Origin of the sequence: Providencia sp. PROV189, from assembly GCF_028480065.1 — a bacterium.
Lineage (GTDB): Bacteria > Pseudomonadota > Gammaproteobacteria > Enterobacterales > Enterobacteriaceae > Providencia > Providencia stuartii.
Genome location: NZ_JAMPOG010000004.1, coordinates 161,262 through 184,559, shown reverse-complemented (window position 1 = coordinate 184,559; position 23,298 = coordinate 161,262). Strand labels below are relative to the sequence as shown.

The following is a 23,298-nucleotide window of genomic DNA, read 5'->3' as shown; positions in this document are numbered from 1 at the left end:
TGGCAGAGATATCGCGAGGGGTGAATGAATAGAAATTGATTAAGAATAGCTTTTCGTTGGATTTTACGAGAAGTCTCGCGCGAATAAATGCCTTAGATAGCCTTACGGACATAAATTGTATTTTTGTTAATGTTATGTTAAACAGTAATCTGATTAATTATTGCATTCTAAATGAAACTAAGGAATTTATGGTTTCCGCCAATGAACAGGCGCACCCTAGCTGTAGTGCAGCCGCCTTCCATATTGCTTTTAGTGGATTTCTTTCGCTCGTTGTTGTTATGGGGATAGGGCGCTTTACGCTAACTCCCCAAGTCCCTTTAATGATTGAAGAGCATCAACTTACACTCTCTACAGCCAGTGTGGTCGCTGCTTTTAATTATTTAGGGTATTTGTTGGGCTCCTTTGATGCAATGCGTGCGCGTCAACACGTTGAAAGACGCATGTGGTTGGGAATATGGGGAGCCGTTGCGATAACCTTGATTTCCGCACTTCTTGATGGCCCTATTTTACATAGTATTGCCCGTTTTTTTATTGGCTGGGCGAGTGGCATGGCACTGGTACTCGTGGTTGCTTGGGCTAATGAGAATTTAGCAAAATTAAATCGACCTGCATTAAGTGTGGCGGTATTTGCTGGAACCGGAGCTGGAATATTTCTTAGCGGTCTGTTTGCGGTAGCCATCCAAGATTGGCAATTATCTGCCAGCCAAGGTTGGTTAATCTACGGTGGGTTAGCACTAATTTTTAGTCTATACATTAGCTGCCATATTCCACGTACGGGGCAGTGGCATCGGCCTGTCGGGGAAATAAAAAAACTTCAGCTTACGCCAGAAATCAAGCGACTGGTATGGAGCTATGGATTGGCTGGCTTTGGTTATATTTTGCCAGCGACATTTTTATCACAAATGGCCGCGCAGCGTTTCCCTGATAGTTTATTTGCCCAATTTGTTTGGCCGGTCTTTGGTATATCCGCGGTGGTGGGCATTCTAATCGCCATGCTACTACGTAATTTCTCGACAACCCAAAACCGATTAGCGATCACTTTATGGTTACAAGGGATCGGAATATTAATCTCAGAAGTTATTTCGGGTATTTCAGGGTTGGTGATTGCCGCAATCCTAATTGGTGGGGGGCTTATGTGTGCGGTACAGTTGTCAATGCAACTAGGACGTGAATTGGCCCCGGAACATAACCGTTTTATGGCGGGTTTACTCACGACATGTTATGCAATCGGGCAGCTTATTGGCCCTATGTTGTCTTTTATTTCCACGACATTCACCGGAAAACTAGAGCCTGCCTTATACAGTGCGTTTATCGCATTGTGTGTCGCGGGTGGGTTAGTTTATCGCCGTTCTCAATAAAGAATAGCTCTGAAAATATGTTATTAATTATAGTTAAATGATGATATATCCGAGGGGAGCATCAAAGGCTATCCTGATAAAATGAATATTTGTTGATGCAAATATTTCATCTGATCTATGGATGTAATGCTGGATTATCTAAACTTGCTGTTTTAGAGTACAGCGCACACCTGCATTTTCATAAAAAATCGTTATATCGTTTGTGGAGAATCTAATGTCATCTCTGAGTAAAGAAGCCGAATTGGTGCATGCTGCTTTGGAAGCAAGAGGGCTTGAAACCCCGTTGCGTATCCAACCAAAATCAGGCGAAGAGCGTAAGCAACTGATTGAAGGGCATATGACAGAGATCATGAAGTTACTGAATTTGGACTTAACTGACGATAGCTTGGCGGATACACCAAAGCGCATCGCTAAAATGTATGTCGATGAAATTTTTTCAGGTCTAGATTACGCGAACTTCCCAAAAATCACCGTCATTGAAAATAAAATGAAAGTTGATGAGATGGTCACTGTGCGTGATATTACCTTAACAAGTACATGTGAACACCATTTTGTCACTATTGATGGTAAGGCTACAGTTGCTTATATTCCGAAAGATAAAGTGATTGGCCTGTCAAAAATCAACCGTATTGTTCAATTTTTCTCACAACGTCCTCAAGTACAAGAACGCTTAACTCAGCAGATTTTGGTGGCCTTGCAGACATTGCTAGATACTAATAATGTTGCGGTATCAATTGATGCTGTGCATTACTGTGTTAAAGCTCGAGGTATCCGTGATGCGACCAGTGCCACCACCACCACCTCGTTGGGAGGACTGTTTAAATCTAGTCAAAACACACGTCAAGAGTTTTTGCGCGCAGTGCGTCACCTGTAATCTATTATGACTGCCATATTATCGCATCGCTCCCAAGAAGGGCGAATTGATAGGCTTGATGCAACACGTGGCATCGCAATCTTAGGTATTCTATTAATGAATATTTTTGGGTTTGCTTTGCCGCAAATGGCTTATATTAATCCTGTTTATTCTCAATCTATTAGCCAAACTGATATGGCTATTTGGGTGGTTTTTAACCTATTTATTCAGGGTAAGTTTTTAACGATTTTTTCGATTTTATTTGGTGCGACGTTAGCGTTATTACGTCGCAAAGGCGACCGATGGAATATGAGTCGTTTAGTCATTTTGGCGGTACTAGGGCTGATTCATGGTATCGGTTTTTGGTCAGGAGATATTTTATTTGCTTATGCAGTAACGGGATGTATTGCATTACTGATATTTAAACAATATGACCCTGGCAACCTATTAAAAATAGCAGGCTTTGTCTATGTTATTGGATTAGTGAGTTTATTGTTGTTAGGTAGCACGGTGGGGTCGAGTGATTTTTGGGTCGTTTCTGAAGAGCAAGCGTTGTACGAATCACTGGGAAACACTGCGGGGGGGAGTGTTAGCTTAATCTATCGCACTCAATCGATGTTAACCATGGTGGAAATGCTGTTTATTCAGTATGGGTGGCAGCTGTTGGGGCTAATGATCGCGGGGTATGTCGCGATGCGCAGTGGATGGTTAAGCGGGCAATTCAGTTCCCAGCATTATCGACGTATGGCAATGCTATTAATTATTCCCGCTTTGCTTGTTCAAGCCGTATCTCTTTATATGCAAAGCCTATCAGGATGGAGTTATTTTGCGACAGCCATTGTGGGCTATGTTGTCAACGAATTGATGTCCCCATTACAATCTTTTGGTTATATCGCCCTTATTTACGGTTTTTGGGGAACGCTACAGCATAGTGTGTTGGCCAAAATGCTACAGTGCACGGGGCGAATGGCATTAAGTAATTACTTATTGCAAACCTTAATTTGTGTGACGATTTTTTATTATTTAGGCTATTTCAACCATTTTTCACGGTCTGAGTTGTTGCTCTTTATTGTGCCAATTTGGGCGGTAAACCTATTATTTTCTTATTTCTGGCTCTCCTTTTTTCATCAAGGCCCGATGGAGTGGGGGTGGCGAAGGTTAACCGAAAAGTTAGATAGAATATAGAAAAGGCGAGATAAAACAATTCAGGCAGTTACCCTGCCTGATTGCTAGAAATTTTTAAATTTTGTTGATTTCATCGGGAGAAACAGCCGGATAGCCCTTGATCCCTTCTGGCATTTTAATGGGCGCAGGGATAGACTCTTGCTCCCCTAAAAACTTAGGTTCGCGGTTTAAAACATAGAGATCCGCTAAAGCCCCCAACCGAGCAAACACTTCACGTATTCTTACTTTAAACATCGCTTTTGGTGTTGGCACCGCTAAACATTGCGCATCTATCCCTTTGTGCTTAGCGATAAACAACGCGCGTTCGCAATGGAAGCGCTGGGTAATAATCGTAAAATTGTCGGTATCAAATACTTTCCGTGTGCGCACGACAGAATCCAATGTTCTAAACCCTGCGAAGTCGAGAACAATTTTTGAAGCGGGCACGCCTGCTTTGATTAAATCCTTACGCATGGCGATGGGTTCATTATAACTGTGTGCACCATTATCACCGCTAAGCAGTAGATACTTCACCTTTCCACTGTGATAAGCATCTGCTGCCCCCTGAATTCGGTAGCTATAGTATAAATTTTGGACGCCACTTGAATAATATTTAGATGTACCCAATACCATACCAACATCACGTATTGGCAGATCAGCGACATCTTCATAAATATCAGGAGCCGTATCCCACGCTATCCAACGGTCAAGTAAAATAATAGTGACTAACGCTATCCCTAAAATCGCTATCAGACCATAAAGCAGACGTTTCCTCATTGTCCTTGCCTTTAATATTAATAGTCATGGTGATAAGGCTACTTGAGTTAAATAGGGGAAGCAAGTCGGGCAACGTAAAGTCCTGTCAATCGATTTAAGGGAGGGTTCTGTCGATAGTGCAAAAATGCGAATTGGCGGCTAATAAGAAAAATCTAACCTAGTTGATGTAGATCAATTTTCTATCTATCACTTGCGGCAGTAGGTACATGATTGTCGATTTTATTGTCAGTATGATAATAGCTCCCAACTACCCTACAAAGAATAAGAAGGAATGGGTATGTCAACATTGACATCAAAATTGGAAAGCTTATTGAATAGAGGTAAAGGAACTGAACAGCGTCTTGCCCGTTTTTTGCTAGATAGTCGTGATAATTTTGTTGCAATGAATGTGGCGGAGTTGGCTCAAGCTGCGGGAGTGAGCAGCGCATCTGTCATTCGTTTTACTCGCCAAATGGGGTATCGCGGATATTCTGATTTTAAAGTGGACTACTTATCGGATGAAAAACAATATAAAGCTGAAAGCCTCAGCGGTAGCTTGAACCCTTATGATGATACAGAGCAAATTATCGCTAAATCGGGGCAAATGTTTATTACAGCCATTGAAAAATCGCTGGAATTACTTGATCCCAACACCATGGATGAGATTGCGCAAAAAATAGTTGAAGCGAAACGTATTGTTTTATTTGGGGTTGGTACTTCTGCGATTGTGGCTTATGACATCTTCTATAAATTAATCCGTGTAAACAAGTATGCACTATTTAGCCCTGACTTACATGTACAGCTAAGTTATTCGTCTAATGTAGATGCCGATGATCTGGTTATCGCGATCACGGCAAAAGGGAATACGCCAGACATTAACCATATGTTAAAGTTAGCAAATAAAAAAGGGTGTAGCACCATCGTATTAACCCGCTTTGGGCAAGATGAAGCCGTGCGTTTGGCGGATTTAGTCCTTCCCTATTTCTATGATGAACAGCTCTTTCAGACTGGCGTGATCACACCACAAGTTTTGCAAATGGTCGTTTTTGATACGCTGTTTTTTAAATATTTAACACTCACCAATGAAGATGTCGTGCTTGCATTACAGAAGGAACGAGAAGCCATAATACAATTAGGATGAGGCAGAATGATTTTTACTGAGTTAGTTATCGGTGCATTGATTGGTTTGGTTATTAGTACAACGGGGGTCGGGGGCGGAGTTATTGTTTTGCCAATATTGAGCTATTTTTTTGGTCTTAATGCGCTGGCTGCTGTGGCGACGGCTAATTTTCTTTCGATGTTGATGAAAGTGTCATCGTCATATATGCATTTTCGTTTAGGGAATATTCCCCTTAAAGGGGCATTAATTGTGCTTGCTATCATGCTACCTAGCACATTTCTATCAAGCCTCCTTGTTACTTGGTTGGGGAGTCTGCCTGAATATACCCAAAAAGTTGAGCGGGGGATCAATCTACTTGTTGCTGCCGCTATTATTTTTTCGCTGTACTTATTTATTCACCGTATGTTTTTTGCCACACCGATACAAAAAACGACCCTGAAACAACATCAAATAGGGGCAATGTTTTTTCCTGCTGTGATAGCTGGGGTCGTGCTTGGTGCGACGGGGGTTGGAGGTGGGGTGGTGGTTTTACCCATGCTATTACGTTATATGCAATTAAACATTAAGCAAGCGATTGGAACTTCTATTGTGGTGACTACTGTCTTATCCGGCTCTTCTGCATGCGCTTATGCGCAAGATGGGCACACGGATTTAACATTGGCGTTAACCTTATGTATTGGTGCATTACTGATTATGCCACTCGCAAAATATTTGCTGCTCAAACTATCAGAGCGTACCTTTCAATATCTGACATTGCTGCTGATCTTATGCAGTGCCATTATGATGACACTTAAGGTGGTGATACACTGACCCTTCTCAAGATTATTGGTTGGCATCAGCAAGCTCTGTATAGACTTCCTGATAAATAAACTCACGCTCCTCTAGTAAGTGCTTATTTGTAGAAAATGAATAGAGGTAGATCATCATTGTAAGCAAACTTGCTGCAATGACCGTAATACAGAGATTAGCAACACGTAACTTATGGGGAACAAGTATATAAGCGATGCTGATTAAGGCGCCGATGATAGCACCACCAATATGTGCTGCATTATCAACGCCGGACTGCAATCCATTAATTAACGTTAATGCAATCATGGCAATCAGATTATAGAGTTGGTATTTTTGTCTACGCTGTATTACGGGATGAGGATTGGGTTTATTGATAACCACTTTGATTAAATATATCACTGAGGCTGCTGCAATTCCCATAATCGCGCCAGAAGCCCCAACACCGATAGTAATGTATACAGTACTATCAGTCCAAAGGTCGCTATTTGATATTTCGTAATATTGCCAATATGCACTAAATAAGGCCGCGCCGATGCCTGAGATAATATAAATAGCTAATAATTTGAATTTGCCGTAGGCACGTTCACAGCCGATACCTATCACAAACAATGCTAAGCAATTGAAGGCAAGGTGCGTGCCATTAGAATGTAGCATCATACTGATTGGATAGCGCCACCAATCACCCGTTAATGAAAGCTGATAAATATTCGCTCCAAACAAAATAAGATTACTTTCACGAGAATCAAGGGGGGATGCAAAGACGATTTGATAGAAATAGACAGCAATATTCAGTAAGACTAGAGTCAGAGTCAGCGCTATCGCGCCCAAAGAGAAGCGAGCTTTTGATTTTATTGAGAAAGGATTTTGCTGCTCTGCCATATTATTACTCTACAAGACGACCACTATAGTTGAAATATTATAATATAGTAATATATTTTCGTTAATTTTAATATAATTGAATGAGGATTGACGTTATCCAAAGCATAATGTGCTGTTCTCAGTGCTTTTAGTTATGACCAGTGTTAGGAAATAAAATTATTCCATATTAAGAGTATTACCTTTTAAGTATATTCCTAATGTTGAAATAAAAGTGATCATTTCGGCAATTTTAACATAATAGTATTTCACTTAATCCAAATTTTTTATTACCATGCGTGGTTGCTTTTTAATGTTTATCAAAAAATAAATAATTATCTTTTTAAGATAGGGAGATATCGATGTCTTACGAAAACAAAAGTGTTCCAAATGAAATCAAACGCTGGAATTGGGGGGCATTTATTTTTAATATCTATTGGGGTATTGGTAATAAATCTTATTTGCCATTACTCACATTAATTCCTTTATTGAATATAGTCTGGATATTTGTTTGTGGTATTAAAGGTAATGAATGGGCTTGGAAAAATGGCGATTATGACTCTGTTGAAACCTTTATGAAGGTACAAGAGACATGGAACAGAGCTGGGTTATTTTGTTTCATTATAAGCATTGTTGTCACATTTATTATGTTCTTCTTCTTATCTTCAATAATTGCAATATTTGGAGCAGCAGCAATGCAAGGGCACTATTAATAGCGAATATGTCAGCAAACGCTGATGATACATCAAGATTATATAATATGTTCGCTTATTTTCAGTCTAATCATGATTGAAAAAGAGAAAGCTGAAAAAGGCCGTTAAGGTGCTATCAGATTAAAACCCCATGTTATTATCCTCATGGGGTTTTGTTTTTGAATAAGTCAGTTTAAGTGACCACAATTAGGCAGTTTTCATTAGCTATTGGCATAAAAGATATGCAGTGGCAGTTGAGTAAGTTCAAAATCGATAGCAGTCTTCATTTTCGGTATGAAATGGCCTTGATAAGAGGATTCATTGAGAGGCTGGTTTTCAATTGATATAGATGAAAAAAGTTTTTTAGACTCTAATTGATTAAAGCCCTAACCAAAAGGTTAGGGCTTTGCCTGTAATATAAGGGTAACGTCCTTAATTACAACTAAAAAGAAGTACGTTTATAAGTACGATACTCTGGTTTCCAGAAGTTACGTTCAATGGCTTCATCCAATGCATTATCAGACGTTACGGTTGCAACACCTTGCACCTGTGCCTCTTTGGCGACTTGTTTTGCAATAATACGTGAAACTTGTTGGATATCAGATAGAAGTGGTAATAGTGGGCCTTCCCCTTCTTTAGCAAGTGGTGAACATTCGGCTAATGCACGGCTTGCTGCCATTAACATTGTTTCAGTGACACGTTTTGCACCTGAAGCAATTACACCTAAACCAATACCAGGGAAGATATAGGAGTTATTGCATTGAGCGATAGGATAGACTTTATCCTTGTAATTTACAGGTGAGAACGGGCTACCTGTTGCCACCAGTGCTTTACCATCGGTCCAGTTAATAATATCTTCTGGGCGAGCCTCAACCCGTGATGTTGGGTTAGATAATGGCATGACAATTGGGCGTTCACAGTGTTTATGCATCTCTTTGATGATCTCTTCTGTGAATAGGCCTGCTTGACCTGAAACCCCAATTAGAATAGTGGGTTTTGCATTACGTACAACATCCAGTAAAGAGATTGAATCACTGTTTACATCCCAATCACTTAGGTTGTTGCTGCTTTGCGTTAGCTTACTTTGGAAATCGAGGAGGTTAGGCAGTTTATCGGTTAATAAACCAAAACGGTCGACCATGTAAATGCGTGAACGCGCTTGTTCATCGCTTAACCCTTCTGATTTCATTTGTGCGATGATTTGCTCTGCAATTCCGCAACCAGCAGAGCCAGCGCCTAAGAAGGCGACACGTTGATCACTGAGTTTACTCCCCGCAGCATGGCTAGCGGCAATCAAACTACCTAAAGTGACAGCAGCAGTGCCTTGAATATCATCGTTAAAGCAGCACAACTCATCGCGGTAACGGTTGAGTAATGGCATCGCATTTTTTTGCGCAAAATCTTCAAATTGCAGCAGTACATTAGGCCAACGACGTTTTACCGCTTGAATAAACTCATCGATAAATTGGTCATATTCTTCGCCTGTAATACGTGGATGACGCCATCCCATATACAATGGGTCATTTAAACGTTGTGGGTTATTAGTGCCGACATCAATAACAATCGGCAGGGTATAGGCTGGGCTTATACCACCACAAGCGGTGTACAGTGAAAGCTTACCGATTGGGATCCCCATACCGCCGATACCTTGGTCACCCAAACCTAAAATACGTTCGCCATCAGTGACAACGATCACTTTAACATTTTGTTTGGTCGCATTTTGTAGCATATCATCAATATATTCACGGTTTGGATAAGAGATGAATAAGCCACGAGCACGGCGGTAAATATCAGAGAAATGCTCACATGCTTCACCGACTGTTGGCGTATAAATGATGGGCATCACTTCAGTCAAATGAGCATCAATCAGGCGGTAAAACAGGGTTTCGTTGGTATCTTGGATATTTCTTAGGTAGATATGTTTGTCGATATCGGTTTTGAAATCGATTAACTGGCGATAAGCACGCTCAACTTGTTCTTCAATAGTTTCTACCTGTTCAGGTAGGAGACCATATAGGTTAAAGCTAGCACGTTCTTCTTCGCTAAAAGCACTACCTTTATTTAGCAAAGGAAATTCAAGCAGGATAGGGCCTGCATAGGGAATGTACAGAGGGCGTTTTGTTTCGTATTCATGTTCCATGAAAAATCACTCTTTGGACGATTAAAAAACAACAGTCGATGTAGATCCTAAGGTAAACAGAAAATATGTACAGTGATTATTGATACAAAGAGTTAAAATATTTGTTAAATAGCATTATCTATATGATAAATAATATAATCGATTTTTTCACCATGGAAAGAAATTGCACTGGAATGGTCTTTTTAGCCCTTACTTTTTGTCAAATGGAAGGGATGGCCTATCTAGCTCAATTGTAGGGAAGAAAAGTGTAGGTTAAGTAAGATGTTTTCAATTAGAGCAATGTGTTAAATATACATAAGAAAAATTATAGAGTTAACCTTTTCTAAGCGATAAATATTATTCTTTATCTTACGAATTTTTTATTTTAATCGCAGCGAGCTTTGTGAGTATTAATATTTTTGATAAGAATGGTTTTATAGAAATATTAAAAGATCGTATAAATCAATTGATAATCTTTAAGTCGAATTGGGCAGTACACTAAAAAGTAGAGAAGGGCTATATAACAAATTGCCGCCATACTCTCTGGCGGCAATCAGCGATAAAACGATTAATTAAGATAAATTAACTCTTTTTGTTGGCAGCCTAGTGCCTGCAATGTATTTTCAGTGATACACCACTGTTTAACGATAGCATCTTGTTTTTCAACAAGTACCGCTTGCTCAATAGCGTGTAGGTCTTTACCTGCCATGTTTACCATAATCAACGCGGCTTGTAGAGGAGGTAAGCTTGGGTTAAATGCTGCGTTTTCAGCATAGCGACCCGTGAATAATGAGCCATCTTTTAGCTGTAGCGCAATGCCTGAGTGAGATTGGCTATAAGGGGCATGAGACTGGTTTGCCGCTTCGATAGCAGCACATAACAAGCGATTACGGCTTGGTGTGCTATAGCCGTGATCAACACTATCCATTAACAGCGTTGTGATTGCTAAATCAGCCGGTCCAAACGAATCGGGTAAATAGTCATGTAATGTTGCAGGCTGGCGCTCAGGTAAACGGATTGCGATTTTACCGCCACCGCGTAATTCATTCATAAACTGGCGGCAGTGGCCACAAGGTGTGTGGTTTACGGTGATGGAAGTGAGCTGTTTTTCACCTTTCATCCATGCATGGGTGACGGCACACTGTTCCGCATGGATGGTTTGTGCGATAGCGACATGGCTAAATTCCATGTTAGCACCGAAATAGAGGTTGCCACTGATGCCTTGAGCAATCGCACCGACATTAAAGTGGGAAATTGGTGTGACGGCGTAAGCGGCTGCGAAGGGCAATAATAAAAATGCCAATTCACTATCACTATAACCACAATCAGCTTTAAGCTGATTAACTTGTTCAGCACTCAGCATCCCTTGAAAGTCTGGCGTATCAATAATGGGTTTGAGTGCGGTTTGCAACTTTTCTGGAAGTTGAGACCAAGCGGACTTAAATCTTGAATGCATGAGATACCTCCCTAATCACTTATTTACATTCTATGTAATAAATCATTAAACCATATGTGATCAATATCACTTTTCAAATGAAATAAATGAAACTCATCTTATAATTGAGAGATGTATCTCAAATTTTTGACGCGGTAAAAACCAAAAGAGGCAAATAAGCCTCTATTGGTTTTGAGTCTAGCCGAAAAGATGAAGAATAACAGGGAAGACAAAGGGGGCGAGCAGTGAGGTAATCACCCCGCAGGTCATTAAGGCTAAAGAGCTATATGCGCCTTCAATATAGTTGATTTCAGCACATCGAGCTGTACCGAGCGCATGAGAAGCGGTTCCCATTGCTAGCCCTCGTGAGGCGTGAGTGCGAATGCGCAATGCATCAAATAAGGCGTGACCAAACATGGCTCCTAGTATCCCGACAAAAATGACACAGGCGGCGCTAATAGCAGGGATCCCACCAATGGAATCAGCAACCGCCATGGCAATCGGCGTTGTGACGGATTTCGGTAAGACAGAGGCGGCGATATCCGGTGTTGCGCCGAGCCATAAAGCAATTGCAGTACCTGTAAACATAGCAACTAGGCTACCTGCTAAACAGATACTCAATAATGACTTCCATTGCGCTCGAATTTGGTGCATCTGCTCGTATAGAGGGAAAGCTAATGCAACAACAGCAGGTTGCAATAAGTCATTTAAGATCTTACTTCCCGCAAAATAGTGTTCATAAGGCGTATTGGTGAAAATCAGTAATGGAACAATGATGGCGATTGCGACTAACAATGGATTCAATAAAGGCAGTTTTAATTTTACTGACAATTTTCTCGCAATATAAAACACAATAATTGTTAGTGGTAACGACCACCAGATATGTTCTAGCATTTGTCATTCCCCTTATTTTGTTCAGTATCGCTAGTCACGCTGATAGTGTCTTCAGGCGGGAGGGGAACTTCATCAGGTTTAACCCCAACAATTTGGCGCTCTTTATGGATATAGTGGGAGCTAAAAGCCACCACAACCATGACGATTAGCGTGCTAATAAAACAAGAAACGAGAATAGGAACCAGTTGCTGACTTAATTGACCATAATAATTCATGATGCCGATACCTATTGGTACAAACAGCAAGGTCATATTTTTGAGAAGAATGGAACAACCAGGTTGCGCCCAGTGGGCTGGGATAATTTGTAGAGCTAGCAACATAAACAGTATTAGCATACCGATGATGCTACCGGGAACAGTAAATGGAAGCAGTGTTGATAACAGGTTCCCAACGATCAGACAGAGATAAAGCAGCGCAAAAGCGCGCAAATACTGCCATCCGGTTATCAGCACATATTTTAATGACATGAGACTCGTCCTATTATGCTAAGTGTATTCATCATACAATTAACTTTATAATTGTGCTATAGATCACAGTTAAAACTGCATAAAAAAAGCGGAGAATTCATCATTCCCCGCTTTTCGCTTAATAATTAACTCTTTCCCGTTTGGGAACCGTTATTTTATTTTACTTGCATACCCGGTTGAGCACCGCTGTCTGGGCTTAGCAGGTAAATATCTTTACCACCAGGGCCTGCAGCCATCACCATACCTTCAGACAGACCAAAACGCATTTTACGTGGTGCCAAGTTTGCCACCATCACGGTCAGTCGACCTTCTAATACTTTTGGATCAGGGTACGCACTGCGAATACCAGAGAACACTTGGCGAGTTTCACCGCCAATATCCAATTGCAGTTTTAATAGCTTGTCAGAGCCTTCAACAAAGTCGGCTTGTTTGATAAGCGCGATGCGTAGATCGATCTTGGCAAAATCATCAAAGGTAATCGTCTCTTGGATTGGATCATCGGCCAGTGGACCTGTTAACACCTTAGCTGGCTTAATGCTCTCTTTAGAGGCTTCCACCATAGCTTCGACTTTCGCCATTTCAATACGCGTAAATAGCGCCTTAAATGGCGCAACATCGTGGTGAGTTAACGGCGTGGTGATAGAATCCCATGTAAGCTCGATATTGAGGAAAGCCTCTGCACGTTTTGCCAGCCCTGGTAAAATAGGTTTCAAGTAAGTCATCAAGACACGGAATAAATTGATGCCCATTGAACAGATATCTTGAAGCTCTTGATCTTTACCTTCTTGTTTAGCGACAACCCAAGGGGCTTTTTCGTCGACATAACGGTTAGCTAGATCGGCGAGAGCCATTATTTCGCGCACCGCTTTACCATATTCACGACTTGTATAGGCGTCACCAATAATTTGTGCCGCGTCAATAAATTGTTGATAGAGCGCAGGATCTGCGATGTTATCGGACAATTTCCCGCCAAAGCGTTTTGCAATAAAGCCCGCATTACGTGATGCTAGGTTAACCACTTTATTGACGATATCGCTGTTAACGCGTTGAACAAAGTCTTCTAAGTTCAAGTCGATATCATCAATGCGCGATGAAAGTTTCGCGGCATAGTAGTAGCGTAGGCAGTCGGCATCTAGGTGATCCAGATAAGAACGCGCTGTGATAAAGGTACCACGAGACTTAGACATTTTGGCGCCGTTAACGGTCACATAGCCATGAACAAATAGGTTAGTTGGCTTACGATAACCACTGCCTTCAAGCATTGCAGGCCAGAATAAGCTGTGGAAATACACAATATCTTTACCGATAAAATGGTAGAGGTCGGTCTTTGAATCTTTATTCCAAAATTCGTCAAAATTGATATTGCCACGTTTGTCACACAGGTTTTTAAATGACCCCATATAACCAATTGGCGCGTCTAGCCACACATAGAAGTATTTACCCGGTGCATCTGGAATTTCAAAACCAAAATAAGGCGCATCACGGGTAATATCCCACTGCTGTAAGCCTGATTCGAACCACTCTTGCATTTTGTTGGCGACTTGCTCTTGCAGGGCACCTGAACGAGTCCACGCTTGTAGCATGTCACTAAATGCAGGCAGGTCGAAGAAGAAGTGTTCAGTATCACGCATCTCTGGTGTCGCACCAGAAACTACGGAACGTGGGTTAATCAGCTCTGTTGGGCTATAGGTCGCACCACAAACCTCACAGTTATCGCCATATTGATCTTCTGCTTTACAGGTTGGGCAAGTACCTTTTACAAAGCGATCGGGTAAGAACATGCCTTTTTCAGGATCGTAAAGCTGTGAAATAGTGCGATTTTTGATAAAACCGTTGTTTTTAAGCTTGTTATAAATGAGCTCGGATAACTGTTTGTTTTCTTCACTGTGTGTTGAGTGATAGTTATCGTAGCTAATCGCAAAACCAGCAAAATCGTCCTGATGCTCTTTGTTCACTGCTGCAATCATATCTTCAGGAGAAACACCTAATTGCTGAGCCTTCAGCATGATTGGTGTGCCGTGCGCATCGTCCGCACAGATAAAGTGAACTTCTTTGCCGCGCATTCGCTGATAACGGACCCAAATATCAGCCTGAATATGTTCCAGAATATGACCGAGATGGATTGAACCGTTAGCATAGGGTAACGCACAGGTTACCAGTAGTTTATTCGCGACTTGAGACATAGTAACTTTCTTACTTCCATTATTGAAAAGGGACTTTGATGTTAACCGATCAATTGTTTCGCGGCTAGGGTAATAAAATATTAATCCGTAATTTATGTGAAAAAGGAATTTTTTACTCTTAGTGGCTTTTCGTTAGTAAGGCGGTCACTATTTTGATGGTTCTCTGTTATGATAAATAGCAGTGAAAGAACGATAGTGTTAAAAATATAAAATAAAGGAGCCGGGATGAACGATAAATCCCCCGAGCAGAACAATCCAGAACTGCTGACTGAAAAAGTCTCCACCGTTTTGGCTTCATTTACACACCCAACACTGAAGCGTAATCTGATTTCTATCAAAGCATTACATCACTGTGCAATGTTGGATAATGTGTTGCATGTTGAACTAGTTATGCCATTCGTATGGAAGGGGCCTTTTCAGACTCTGATCAGCGAAAAAACGGCGGAACTGAAACAAGCGACTGGCGCTCATGCGGTTGAGTGGAAATTGCGTCACGATATTACCACGTTAAAACGGGCAAATGATTTGCCGGGTATTAACGGTGTTCGTAACATTTTGGCCGTCAGTTCCGGTAAAGGTGGGGTCGGTAAATCCAGTACCTCTGTCAACTTAGCGTTGGCACTTGCCCAAGAAGGGGCGAAAGTCGGTATTCTTGATGCGGATATCTATGGCCCATCGATCCCAAATATGTTGGGAACCACCATGGAGCGACCAACTTCACCAGATGGTCAGCACATGGCTCCGATTATGGCCTACGGTCTTGCGACAAACTCTATTGGATACTTAGTCACCGATGATAATGCAATGGTGTGGCGCGGGCCAATGGCAAGTAAGGCGCTAATGCAGATGCTACAAGATACCTTATGGCCTGATTTAGATTATTTGGTTATCGATATGCCACCGGGAACGGGGGATATCCAATTGACACTGTCACAAAACATTCCTGTTACAGGTGCTGTTGTTGTCACTACGCCGCAAGATATTGCGCTGGTGGACGCAATGAAAGGGATTGTGATGTTCAAAAAAGTCAATGTACCCGTTCTTGGTATCGTCGAAAATATGAGTGCACATATCTGTAGCAATTGTGGTCATGTGGAACCTATTTTTGGCACAGGCGGCGCAGAGAGACTCGCTGAGAAATATAACACGCAATTGTTAGGGCAAATTCCTTTACATATTTCTCTACGTGAAGATTTGGATCGTGGTCAACCTACTGTGATGCGTGATCCTGAAGGGGAATTTGCGGATATCTACCGTGAAATTGCCTCAAATATCTCTTCATTGATGTATTGGGAAGGGGAAAAAATCCCGACCGAGATCTCATTCCGAGCAGTTTAATATCGGTCTCTATTTGAAGGGGGTATTTCAGTTTTCTGGGATAGCCCCTTATATTTCAATCTACTAACCATACGCCTTATCGACCAATCCCTTTCCAACTTTTCTTATTTGTTATTTGCGTATTTCTCTATTTCATTATGATAGCGTAGAATGTTTACTATCTGTTTTTTATTAATGCTTACTCGTTAGGGCTTTGATATTGCATTTTTTTCCTATGGCGGATGCCTAAAAGGTGATTATGAAATTTTTAATTTTGATTGTCGTATTAGTATTGATTGTTATCTACTTTTATAACCGAATTGTGGCAATGCGTGAGGCTGTTATATCGAGTGAAACTGAGATTTCGGTACAATTAGACCGCCGTGGAAAAGTATTTGATAGTTTACTAGCAACGGTCAAAAAATATTTAAGCCATGAGTCAGAAGTTTTCAGTAAAATTACTGAATTAAGAACTCTGGCGAAAACAGCAACAGGGGCTCAGGCGAAAGAAGCGGAAGATGCCTTGTCTAAAATGGTCTCTAGTGGTGCGATTAATGTTGCAGTAGAAGCGTATCCTGAGCTGAAATCTGATGCCATCATGGCTAATTTGCAAGAGGAGATCGTCTCCTCTGAAAATAAACTGTCATTTGCCAAACGCGGTTATAACCGAGCATTGGAAGCGTATAAAGCCTATATTGCCTCAATGCCAGCCGTTTTTATCGTTAACCTCATTCCGAGTTTAAAAATTGATAAAGATTATTGGCGTCTTGATGAAGAAGCCATAAAAAGTGAAGAGTCCCGCCGTATTAACTTTGATTAACGATAACAAATCCATTGTATTTATCAGGGGGCCTTATGCTCCCTGAAAAGTTAGGCAGGGTATAGTGTTATGGATTATAGAAACGTCATACGCAAAAACAATATCCGTACACGATTAGTCGTGGTGAGTTATATCTTCATTATGCTGATTGTTGGATTATTAGTGGATACAGCGACACATCCTGATGAGTGGGGTGGTTTTTTTGAAAATATGCTGGCATTTGCGACCTTTAAACGCTTTCCCGTTGCTACATTAATTATTTTAGGACTTACTTTTTTAGGATTAATTTATATTCATTTTCGCGGACACAAAATGATGTTAGCGGGTATGAATGCTAAAGAGATTACTGCGGAAAATGCCAGTACCGCGGAAGAAAAGCAGCTTTATAATATATTAGAAGAGCTAAGTTTAAGTGCGACTTTACGTTATGTGCCGCGTTTGTATATTTTAGATAGCGACGAGCCAAATGCTTTTGCTGCGGGTTGGAGTGCTAAAAATGCGTTGGTTGGTGTTACGCGTGGTTTATTACAAACGCTCAATCGCCATGAAATTCAAGCGGTGATGGCACATGAAGTTGGCCATATTATTCACGGCGATTCTAAATTGACATTGTATGTTGGTATCTTGGCGAATGTGATTTTGACCATCACAAACATAGTTAGCCAAATTTTTATTCGTACGGCAGGACGTAGCCGAAATAGTGCATCCAATAAAGCACAGGTGGTTTTATTAGCGCTTAATTTTATTCTGCCGTGGATAACGCAAATTCTCTATTTTTATCTTTCACGAACGCGCGAATATATGGCAGATGCGGCAGCCGTTGATTTAACAACCGATAACCAAGCAATGATCAGCGCCTTACGAAAAATCTCCGGTCAGCATGAGAAAACAGACTATGATCATTCGAGTATTGGAGATGCTTATCGTAGTGCGGCCTATATTTTTAATAAGGGGGATTCCGTGTTTTCGACCCATCCTTCGATTGAAAATCGTATTGCTGCCTTAGAGGGGCGTAAAACATTTTAATTGTGTCTGCTGTAGGTTGATAAATAACGGCATGCCTACAGCAGGGATCTAATTGCAATTGAATTTTCCTTTCAGGCTATTTCTTCTTAATATTTAGTGTTTTTTTAGTTATCGGGGTTATACCAGAAGAGTGTTCTGCACAAGTTTCCCTGATAACACAGACATATCGCTAACATCCACCGCGCCCAATGGCACAAACCTTAAATAACCGTCTGCGGCTAAAATTGAGCGCATCCTCATTATTATTTAGTTGTAAAAAATCGTGGGGAAAATATCGGCAAAGGTTGAATTTGTATTTGTCAAAAAACAAGTTAAAAATGGTGGATATCCGAATCGTCATTTTTAAAATGAGAAGGGGATTGCCCCATCTGTTTTTTAAACATAATTGAGAATGCTCCTGCACTGTTGTAACCTAACTCATAAGCCACTTCGGTAATCGATTTCCCGGACAAAATATGGGAAAGCGAGTTCAGTAGGCATGCCTGCTGACGCCATTCTGAAAACGACATGCCAGTCTGGGTACGAAAGAAACGGCTGAAGGAGCGCTCGCTTTTGTGCAGCTGTTCTGCCCACTCCCCCGGTTGCGAAGTAATAACCGGTTTGCGCATAAACTCACGGCATAGGCGGCCGAGCTTTTCATCTCGCGGGATCGGGGCGAAAAACGGCAGTGGGGGCATACGTGCCAGTTCGCAAAGAATCAGCTGCATCAGCACCCCGTCACGCCCCTGAATATCATATTCCGCAGGGATGTCCACTGCTTCCAGCAGTAACTGACGCAGCAGCGGAGAGACACTCACCACCTCACAACTGACGGCGTGGCGCGGCTTTGCTGCTGGTTCGATATACAAACTGCGTGTGCTGACATTCAGCATCCGAGTTTCATGGGCGACCTGTTCTGGGATCCACACTCCGCAGGAAGGTGGGATCACCCATTCACCGTCTGCGGTGCTGATTTCAATCAGTCCGGTGGCCGGATATAAAAATTGTGCCCGACGGTGCGCGTGGTATTCCAGTAGGGTATCGGGCAAATAATCTGTACCGAGAGCAATGACATCCCGCGCGATATTATCCACGCTTTTTAACGGAATATTTCTCATGAAGGCCGCGCTCCCTATCTAACGGAAAGAAAAATTAGAGGGTGTTATATCAGATCCTGTTACCGTAAAACAGGTCTTTTATGGCAATAACAGAACTGAGTGCCATATCTGTATTTTTACGGCAACAAATATAAAACGTTCAGTTAACAGGAGCAGGGATCAGGCCGGAATTCAAATGCCGTTGTCTGATTTTCGCATGGCGGCAATATATTAATCCATTACTATTTTGCTGCCGCCATTCTGTTTATACAGACTTTAATTATTACCGGCTATTAAGCGATTGCCGGTGGCGTAATGTTATTTCCGGTCATTTGAAATTAAATAATATTTATTATTTCCTGATTTTTAAATGCCGCACTGTATTTCTCACTCAGGGTAAATCCATTATGAGTCATCAATCCGGTCACGATAATGAAAAATCCGGCACTCTCGGCGAAATAAGCCGACGCCGTTTCATACAGGCCAGTTCTGTATTATCTGCGGTGCCGTTTCTGGCATCCGAAAGTATTGCATCCGTTCCGTCCGATCCTACACAGATTCCTGTTCATCAAACGGATGACGGGGTTCGCATTGTACCGACATGCAGCAGTTTTGACTGCGGTGGGAAATGTGATATCCGGGCACATATCAAAGACGGAAAAGCCATCCGCATCAGTACCCGACCGGATGCGGAACTGAATGAAGATATGCCGATCATGCGGGCTTGTGTGCGCGGACGTGGTTACCGGAAATTTATTTATCACCCAGACCGCCTGAAATACCCGATGAAGCGGGTCGGTAAGCGCGGTGAAGGGCGTTTTGAGCGCATCAGCTGGCAAGAAGCAACCAGCCTGATCGCCGCAGAATGGCAACGTATCAGTGACACATACGGCCCTGCGTCACGGTTTGTTAGCCTGAGTACAGGCGTGACCGGCGGGATTTTTTCCGGTGCGAATATGCTGCGCCGTCTGTTTAATCTGACGGGCGGGTTTCTGGAAAACTACCATTCCGTCAGTAACGGTAACACCATGGCAGCCACGCCGTATACCTACGGCACCGCCGCCAGCGGCAGCACACTTGATACCCTAGAAAATACCCCACTGGTGATCCTGTGGGGGCATAACCCGAACGAAACTATTTTCGGGCACAGTAACCACTATTTTCAGAAGATGAAAAAGAACGGCACTCGGTTTATTGTGGTCGATCCGCGCTATTCCGATACCGCCTCCTCATTGGCTGATCAATGGATCCCGATCCTGCCGACGACAGATAACGCCATGATGGATGCGATGATGTATGTCATCGTCACAGAAAATCTACATGATCAGGCGTTTATTGATAAATACACGCTGGGTTTCAGCGAAGAGCAGATGCCGGAAGGTGTAGCGGATAATGAATCACTGGTGGCCTATCTAACGGGTAAAAAAGACGGCATAGCCAAAACCCCAGAATGGGCAGAGAGAATCACTAAAGTTCCGGCGGAAACTATCCGTCAGCTGGCGCGTGAATATGCCACAACCAAACCGGCGGTGCTGATGCAGGGCTGGGGACCACAGCGTCATATCTGCGGTGAACGCAGTGCGCGCGGTGCAACGCTGCTGGCAACCATCACTGGTAATGTCGGCGTGCGTGGCGGCTGGGCGGCAGGTTACGGCATGGCACTGAATCCGGAACTGCGCAAAACCATCGCCGGACCAAAGCTGTTTGATAACCCAGTAAAAGCCAAAATCAACATCACCAACTGGGTGCAGGCGTGTGAGGACAAAAATCTGGTCACGCCGGGTAACGGACTGAAAAATGCAAACAAACTCGACACCGAAATCAAAATGATTTTCTCAATGGCGGGTAACTATTTGACCAACCAAAATACCGATATTCTCCATGCCGCAAAAGTGCTGGAGGATGAATCGAAAGTCGAATTTATTGTCTGTAGCGATCTCTATCTTACCCCGAGTGCGAAATATGCGGATTTGCTACTGCCGGAAACCAGTTTTTTGGAACGCTGGAATATCGGTGGCACTTGGAGTTACGGCGATTACCTGATCCTATCTGAAAAAGCAATTGAACCGGAATTTGAACGTCGTACCGATTACGACTGGCTGTGCGACGTAGCGGAAAAACTGGGGGTTCGTGATGCATTCACCGAAGGGCATGAGACAGATCGTGACTGGATAGAATTCCTCGTCAATGATGCAGCACAAAAGCGCCCAGAAGATAATATTCCGACGTTTGATGAGCTGCTGATAAAACGCCGTCATTTGTTAACTCATCGTCCACATACCCAAAATGTGGCTTTTGAAAAAAATATTCAGGATTTTGAGAACAACCCGTTCCCGACTCCGTCCGGCAAAATCGAGATTTTCTCCAAACGCCTGTATGACATGCACAATCCGGACATTCCCGCGCTATCTCATTATGTTCCAGCCATCGAAGGACCGGAAGATAGCCTTACCGCGAAATACCCGTTACAGCTGATCACTTGGAAAGGTCGCAACCGCGCGAACTCCACTCAGTTCGCTAACCCGTGGTTGCAAGAAGTGCAGCGGCAGGAGCTGTGGATCAATCCCTTAGATGCGGCGGATCGCGGTATCAGTGACGGTGAAAAAGTGAAAGTACATAACGATCGCGGTATCACCATGATCCCTGTAAAAATCACACAGCGCATTATGCCCGGTGTGGTTGCATTACAAGCCGGAGCTTGGTGGCTGCCGGACAACAATGGCATTGATCAGGGCGGATGTGCCAACGTGCTCACCTCGTCACGCCGTACCGCGCTTGCCCACGGCAATGCGCACCAAACATTATTGGTTGAGGTGGAAAAAGCATGAGCAAATTCATCGTTTATCCGGCAGTCAGCAGCAAACAGTTAGGTTTTTATATTGATTCCGCCCGCTGCTCCGGTTGTAAAGCGTGTCAGGTAGCGTGCAAGGACAAAAATAATCTTGATGTCGGCCGCCGCTTCCGTCGGGTGTATGAAATGACCGGCGGCGGGTATAGCCGCAATCAAAACGGCGCACTGATTAATAACGTGTTCGCCTATACGCTTTCTATTTCCTGTAATCACTGTAAAGACCCGATCTGTGTGCGCAACTGTCCGACAACTGCGATGCATAAACGCGAAGGGGATGGCATTGTGATGGTCAATACTGATAAATGTGTTGGCTGTGGTGCCTGTGCGTGGTCGTGTCCGTACGGCGCGCCGCAGATGAATCCGGAAACAAAGCAGATGTCGAAATGCGATTTTTGTATCGATCTTCAACAAAAAGGTGAACAGCCAGTATGCGTTAGCACCTGTCCACTCGGGGCGATTCAGTTCGGCCCAATAGACGAACTGAGGGCGAAATACGGCGACCTTGATTACGTGACTGGGCTACCAGATCCGTCAATAACTCATCCGAATCTGGTGATTAACCCGCACTGGGGCGCGAACTTTGATGATATGAACAGTGAGAGAAAAGAAAAATGAATGAGTGGTCACTTTTAATTTTCACTTACATGATGAATGCGGCGGTGGGGCTGTGCGTTGTGAGTGGGGTATTTGCCATGCATTTCAGCCATCGCCTCCCGACAGACAGCTTTAAGCGTTTTATGATGCTGATGATTTTTATTATCTGCGGTATTGCGGGTGTGGGATCTGTTGCATCAATTACTCACCTCGGCGTGCCACTCAATGCGCCGAATGCCATTAATAACGTATTCAGTGCTTGGCTTAGCCGTGAAGTAGTGGTTACCGCATCATTTGTTGGCGTATTGGGTATCAGTTTTCTCTGGTTGTGGAAGACGGACAAATTTTCTTTTCTGTTATATGGTGGAGCGATGGCGATCGGGCTGTTCGATATCTTCTGTATGGCATCGATTTACCGTTATACCTCGATTCTGACTTGGAATGATATCAATACCTATCTGATGTTTTACGGTACGACGCTGACACTTGGTGCAGTGCTGTTTATTCTGCTGGTGGTGATAGTTGAGAAAACCGGACACAGAGTTGGGATTGCACTGCCCGCTGATACATTGTCATTATCACAGCTGTGGCTGTTGTGGGGGATGATGGCGGTAAGCCTAGCTGGTCGTCTGCTGTATCAGCCATTTTATGAGCATTACCTGACCCTCACACAGTTGACTCATAAATCCATTACATTTCCGCTGTCACCGATTGATGCGTATGACAGTATCGCCGAGCTGCGGATTGGTGTCCTAGCGGCAGCCACAATTGGTGTGGCACTCTGCTGTATATCTCTTGTTCGAGCGCAGAAAAAAGCACATAACGGCGTACCGGTCTGCGGTGGGTTTATCACCGGCGGTTTACTGACTATTGCGGCAGAATTTATGTTGCGTTATGTGTTCTATTATATTCATATCTGAAGGGAGATG

General features: G+C 42.8%; 20 protein-coding genes. 12 read left to right on the top strand and 8 right to left on the bottom strand.

Annotated elements, in window-relative coordinates; all coding sequences use genetic code 11:
• The first annotated feature begins 188 nt into the window (after positions 1–188).
• The 3 genes from PR833_RS03175 to yeiB all read left to right on the top strand — a co-directional run bounded on the left by PR833_RS03175 (position 189) and on the right by yeiB (position 3,396).
• Positions 189–1,358, top strand: coding sequence for a YbfB/YjiJ family MFS transporter (locus PR833_RS03175; RefSeq protein ID WP_154599075.1), 1,170 nt, complete (start codon positions 189–191; stop codon positions 1,356–1,358).
• Between the two features lie 214 nt (positions 1,359–1,572).
• On the top strand, positions 1,573–2,232 hold the full coding sequence (gene folE / locus PR833_RS03170; protein WP_004917919.1) for a GTP cyclohydrolase I FolE: 660 nt from the start codon (positions 1,573–1,575) through the stop codon (positions 2,230–2,232).
• 6 nt (positions 2,233–2,238) lie between these two features.
• The gene (gene yeiB / locus PR833_RS03165) at positions 2,239–3,396 is read left to right on the top strand and encodes a DUF418 domain-containing protein YeiB (RefSeq protein ID WP_040132934.1); all 1,158 of its coding nucleotides are present in this window, start codon (positions 2,239–2,241) and stop codon (positions 3,394–3,396) included.
• A 54-nt stretch (positions 3,397–3,450) separates the two neighbouring features.
• On the opposite strand, the gene sanA is transcribed toward yeiB, so the two are convergent.
• Positions 3,451–4,152 carry an outer membrane permeability protein SanA gene (gene sanA / locus PR833_RS03160; protein ID WP_004917922.1) on the bottom strand — a complete coding sequence of 234 codons (702 nt, stop codon included), beginning with the start codon at positions 4,150–4,152 and terminating at the stop codon, positions 3,451–3,453.
• A 277-nt stretch (positions 4,153–4,429) separates the two neighbouring features.
• Here sanA and PR833_RS03155 point away from each other — a divergent pair, with 277 nt between their 5' ends.
• Both PR833_RS03155 and PR833_RS03150 read left to right on the top strand, forming a co-directional pair.
• Entirely contained in the window at positions 4,430–5,272 is an 843-nt protein-coding gene (locus tag PR833_RS03155) for a MurR/RpiR family transcriptional regulator (RefSeq protein WP_014657798.1), read from the top strand.
• 6 nt (positions 5,273–5,278) lie between these two features.
• The gene (locus PR833_RS03150; RefSeq protein ID WP_272525874.1) at positions 5,279–6,061 is read left to right on the top strand and encodes a sulfite exporter TauE/SafE family protein; all 783 of its coding nucleotides are present in this window, start codon (positions 5,279–5,281) and stop codon (positions 6,059–6,061) included.
• A 12-nt stretch (positions 6,062–6,073) separates the two neighbouring features.
• Here the strand turns inward: PR833_RS03150 and PR833_RS03145 are convergent, their stop codons facing one another.
• Complete coding sequence (locus tag PR833_RS03145; RefSeq protein ID WP_004917931.1) at positions 6,074–6,919, bottom strand: rhomboid family intramembrane serine protease; 846 nt, start codon at positions 6,917–6,919, stop codon at positions 6,074–6,076.
• A 338-nt stretch (positions 6,920–7,257) separates the two neighbouring features.
• Here PR833_RS03145 and PR833_RS03140 point away from each other — a divergent pair, with 338 nt between their 5' ends.
• Positions 7,258–7,608 carry a hypothetical protein gene (locus PR833_RS03140; RefSeq protein WP_053110315.1) on the top strand — a complete coding sequence of 117 codons (351 nt, stop codon included), beginning with the start codon at positions 7,258–7,260 and terminating at the stop codon, positions 7,606–7,608.
• 421 nt (positions 7,609–8,029) lie between these two features.
• Here the strand turns inward: PR833_RS03140 and PR833_RS03135 are convergent, their stop codons facing one another.
• The 5 genes from PR833_RS03135 to metG all read right to left on the bottom strand — a co-directional run bounded on the left by PR833_RS03135 (position 8,030) and on the right by metG (position 14,685).
• A complete protein-coding gene (locus tag PR833_RS03135) occupies positions 8,030–9,727 on the bottom strand; it encodes an NAD-dependent malic enzyme (RefSeq protein ID WP_004917935.1) in 1,698 nt (565 codons plus the stop codon).
• 547 nt (positions 9,728–10,274) lie between these two features.
• Positions 10,275–11,162 (bottom strand): cytidine deaminase, encoded by an 888-nt coding sequence (gene cdd / locus PR833_RS03130; RefSeq protein ID WP_004917936.1) that lies wholly within the window; start codon positions 11,160–11,162, stop codon positions 10,275–10,277.
• 177 nt (positions 11,163–11,339) lie between these two features.
• Positions 11,340–12,035: a CidB/LrgB family autolysis modulator gene (locus PR833_RS03125; protein WP_004917940.1), complete on the bottom strand. Its 696-nt coding sequence runs from the start codon at positions 12,033–12,035 to the stop codon at positions 11,340–11,342.
• Positions 12,029–12,502, bottom strand: a complete 474-nt coding sequence (locus tag PR833_RS03120; protein WP_014657800.1) for a CidA/LrgA family protein — start codon at positions 12,500–12,502, stop codon at positions 12,029–12,031. Before PR833_RS03120 ends, PR833_RS03125 begins: the two co-directional genes overlap by 7 nt.
• Positions 12,503–12,657: 155 nt before the next feature.
• Positions 12,658–14,685 (bottom strand): methionine--tRNA ligase, encoded by a 2,028-nt coding sequence (gene metG / locus PR833_RS03115; RefSeq protein WP_004917944.1) that lies wholly within the window; start codon positions 14,683–14,685, stop codon positions 12,658–12,660.
• A 225-nt stretch (positions 14,686–14,910) separates the two neighbouring features.
• Here metG and apbC point away from each other — a divergent pair, with 225 nt between their 5' ends.
• From apbC to htpX, 3 genes are all read left to right on the top strand, one after another.
• On the top strand, positions 14,911–16,023 hold the full coding sequence (apbC, locus tag PR833_RS03110) for an iron-sulfur cluster carrier protein ApbC (RefSeq protein ID WP_004917946.1): 1,113 nt from the start codon (positions 14,911–14,913) through the stop codon (positions 16,021–16,023).
• A 238-nt stretch (positions 16,024–16,261) separates the two neighbouring features.
• A complete protein-coding gene (locus tag PR833_RS03105) occupies positions 16,262–16,822 on the top strand; it encodes a LemA family protein (RefSeq protein ID WP_272525873.1) in 561 nt (186 codons plus the stop codon).
• A 69-nt stretch (positions 16,823–16,891) separates the two neighbouring features.
• Complete coding sequence (gene htpX / locus PR833_RS03100) at positions 16,892–17,848, top strand: zinc metalloprotease HtpX (RefSeq protein ID WP_053110312.1); 957 nt, start codon at positions 16,892–16,894, stop codon at positions 17,846–17,848.
• A 311-nt stretch (positions 17,849–18,159) separates the two neighbouring features.
• On the opposite strand, the gene PR833_RS03095 is transcribed toward htpX, so the two are convergent.
• On the bottom strand, positions 18,160–18,945 hold the full coding sequence (locus tag PR833_RS03095) for an AraC family transcriptional regulator (protein ID WP_004917951.1): 786 nt from the start codon (positions 18,943–18,945) through the stop codon (positions 18,160–18,162).
• A 386-nt stretch (positions 18,946–19,331) separates the two neighbouring features.
• Here PR833_RS03095 and PR833_RS03090 point away from each other — a divergent pair, with 386 nt between their 5' ends.
• From PR833_RS03090 to PR833_RS03080, 3 genes are read left to right on the top strand one after another with little or no spacing between them, the layout of a single operon-like run.
• On the top strand, positions 19,332–21,752 hold the full coding sequence (locus PR833_RS03090) for a DMSO/selenate family reductase complex A subunit (protein WP_272525872.1): 2,421 nt from the start codon (positions 19,332–19,334) through the stop codon (positions 21,750–21,752).
• Entirely contained in the window at positions 21,749–22,390 is a 642-nt protein-coding gene (locus PR833_RS03085; protein ID WP_014657804.1) for a DMSO/selenate family reductase complex B subunit, read from the top strand. Before PR833_RS03090 ends, PR833_RS03085 begins: the two co-directional genes overlap by 4 nt.
• Positions 22,387–23,289 (top strand): dimethyl sulfoxide reductase anchor subunit family protein, encoded by a 903-nt coding sequence (locus PR833_RS03080; protein ID WP_272525871.1) that lies wholly within the window; start codon positions 22,387–22,389, stop codon positions 23,287–23,289. Before PR833_RS03085 ends, PR833_RS03080 begins: the two co-directional genes overlap by 4 nt.
• Positions 23,290–23,298: the final 9 nt, after the last annotated feature.

Bases quoted from the DNA above. Each gene is read 5' to 3' on its own strand.
- htpX (WP_053110312.1), top strand. From the start codon at position 16,892: ATGGATTATAGAAACGTCATACGCAAAAACAATATCCGTACACGATTA.
- apbC (WP_004917946.1), top strand. From the start codon at position 14,911: ATGAACGATAAATCCCCCGAGCAGAACAATCCAGAACTGCTGACTGAA.
- cdd (WP_004917936.1), bottom strand. From the start codon at position 11,162: ATGCATTCAAGATTTAAGTCCGCTTGGTCTCAACTTCCAGAAAAGTTG.
- PR833_RS03080 (WP_272525871.1), top strand. From the start codon at position 22,387: ATGAATGAGTGGTCACTTTTAATTTTCACTTACATGATGAATGCGGCG.
- PR833_RS03145 (WP_004917931.1), bottom strand. From the start codon at position 6,919: ATGGCAGAGCAGCAAAATCCTTTCTCAATAAAATCAAAAGCTCGCTTC.
- PR833_RS03135 (WP_004917935.1), bottom strand. From the start codon at position 9,727: ATGGAACATGAATACGAAACAAAACGCCCTCTGTACATTCCCTATGCA.
- PR833_RS03105 (WP_272525873.1), top strand. From the start codon at position 16,262: ATGAAATTTTTAATTTTGATTGTCGTATTAGTATTGATTGTTATCTAC.
- yeiB (WP_040132934.1), top strand. From the start codon at position 2,239: ATGACTGCCATATTATCGCATCGCTCCCAAGAAGGGCGAATTGATAGG.
- PR833_RS03090 (WP_272525872.1), top strand. From the start codon at position 19,332: ATGAGTCATCAATCCGGTCACGATAATGAAAAATCCGGCACTCTCGGC.
- PR833_RS03085 (WP_014657804.1), top strand. From the start codon at position 21,749: ATGAGCAAATTCATCGTTTATCCGGCAGTCAGCAGCAAACAGTTAGGT.
- folE (WP_004917919.1), top strand. From the start codon at position 1,573: ATGTCATCTCTGAGTAAAGAAGCCGAATTGGTGCATGCTGCTTTGGAA.
- metG (WP_004917944.1), bottom strand. From the start codon at position 14,685: ATGTCTCAAGTCGCGAATAAACTACTGGTAACCTGTGCGTTACCCTAT.
- PR833_RS03150 (WP_272525874.1), top strand. From the start codon at position 5,279: ATGATTTTTACTGAGTTAGTTATCGGTGCATTGATTGGTTTGGTTATT.
- PR833_RS03120 (WP_014657800.1), bottom strand. From the start codon at position 12,502: ATGTCATTAAAATATGTGCTGATAACCGGATGGCAGTATTTGCGCGCT.
- PR833_RS03095 (WP_004917951.1), bottom strand. From the start codon at position 18,945: ATGAGAAATATTCCGTTAAAAAGCGTGGATAATATCGCGCGGGATGTC.
- PR833_RS03140 (WP_053110315.1), top strand. From the start codon at position 7,258: ATGTCTTACGAAAACAAAAGTGTTCCAAATGAAATCAAACGCTGGAAT.
- sanA (WP_004917922.1), bottom strand. From the start codon at position 4,152: ATGAGGAAACGTCTGCTTTATGGTCTGATAGCGATTTTAGGGATAGCG.
- PR833_RS03155 (WP_014657798.1), top strand. From the start codon at position 4,430: ATGTCAACATTGACATCAAAATTGGAAAGCTTATTGAATAGAGGTAAA.
- PR833_RS03175 (WP_154599075.1), top strand. From the start codon at position 189: ATGGTTTCCGCCAATGAACAGGCGCACCCTAGCTGTAGTGCAGCCGCC.
- PR833_RS03125 (WP_004917940.1), bottom strand. From the start codon at position 12,035: ATGCTAGAACATATCTGGTGGTCGTTACCACTAACAATTATTGTGTTT.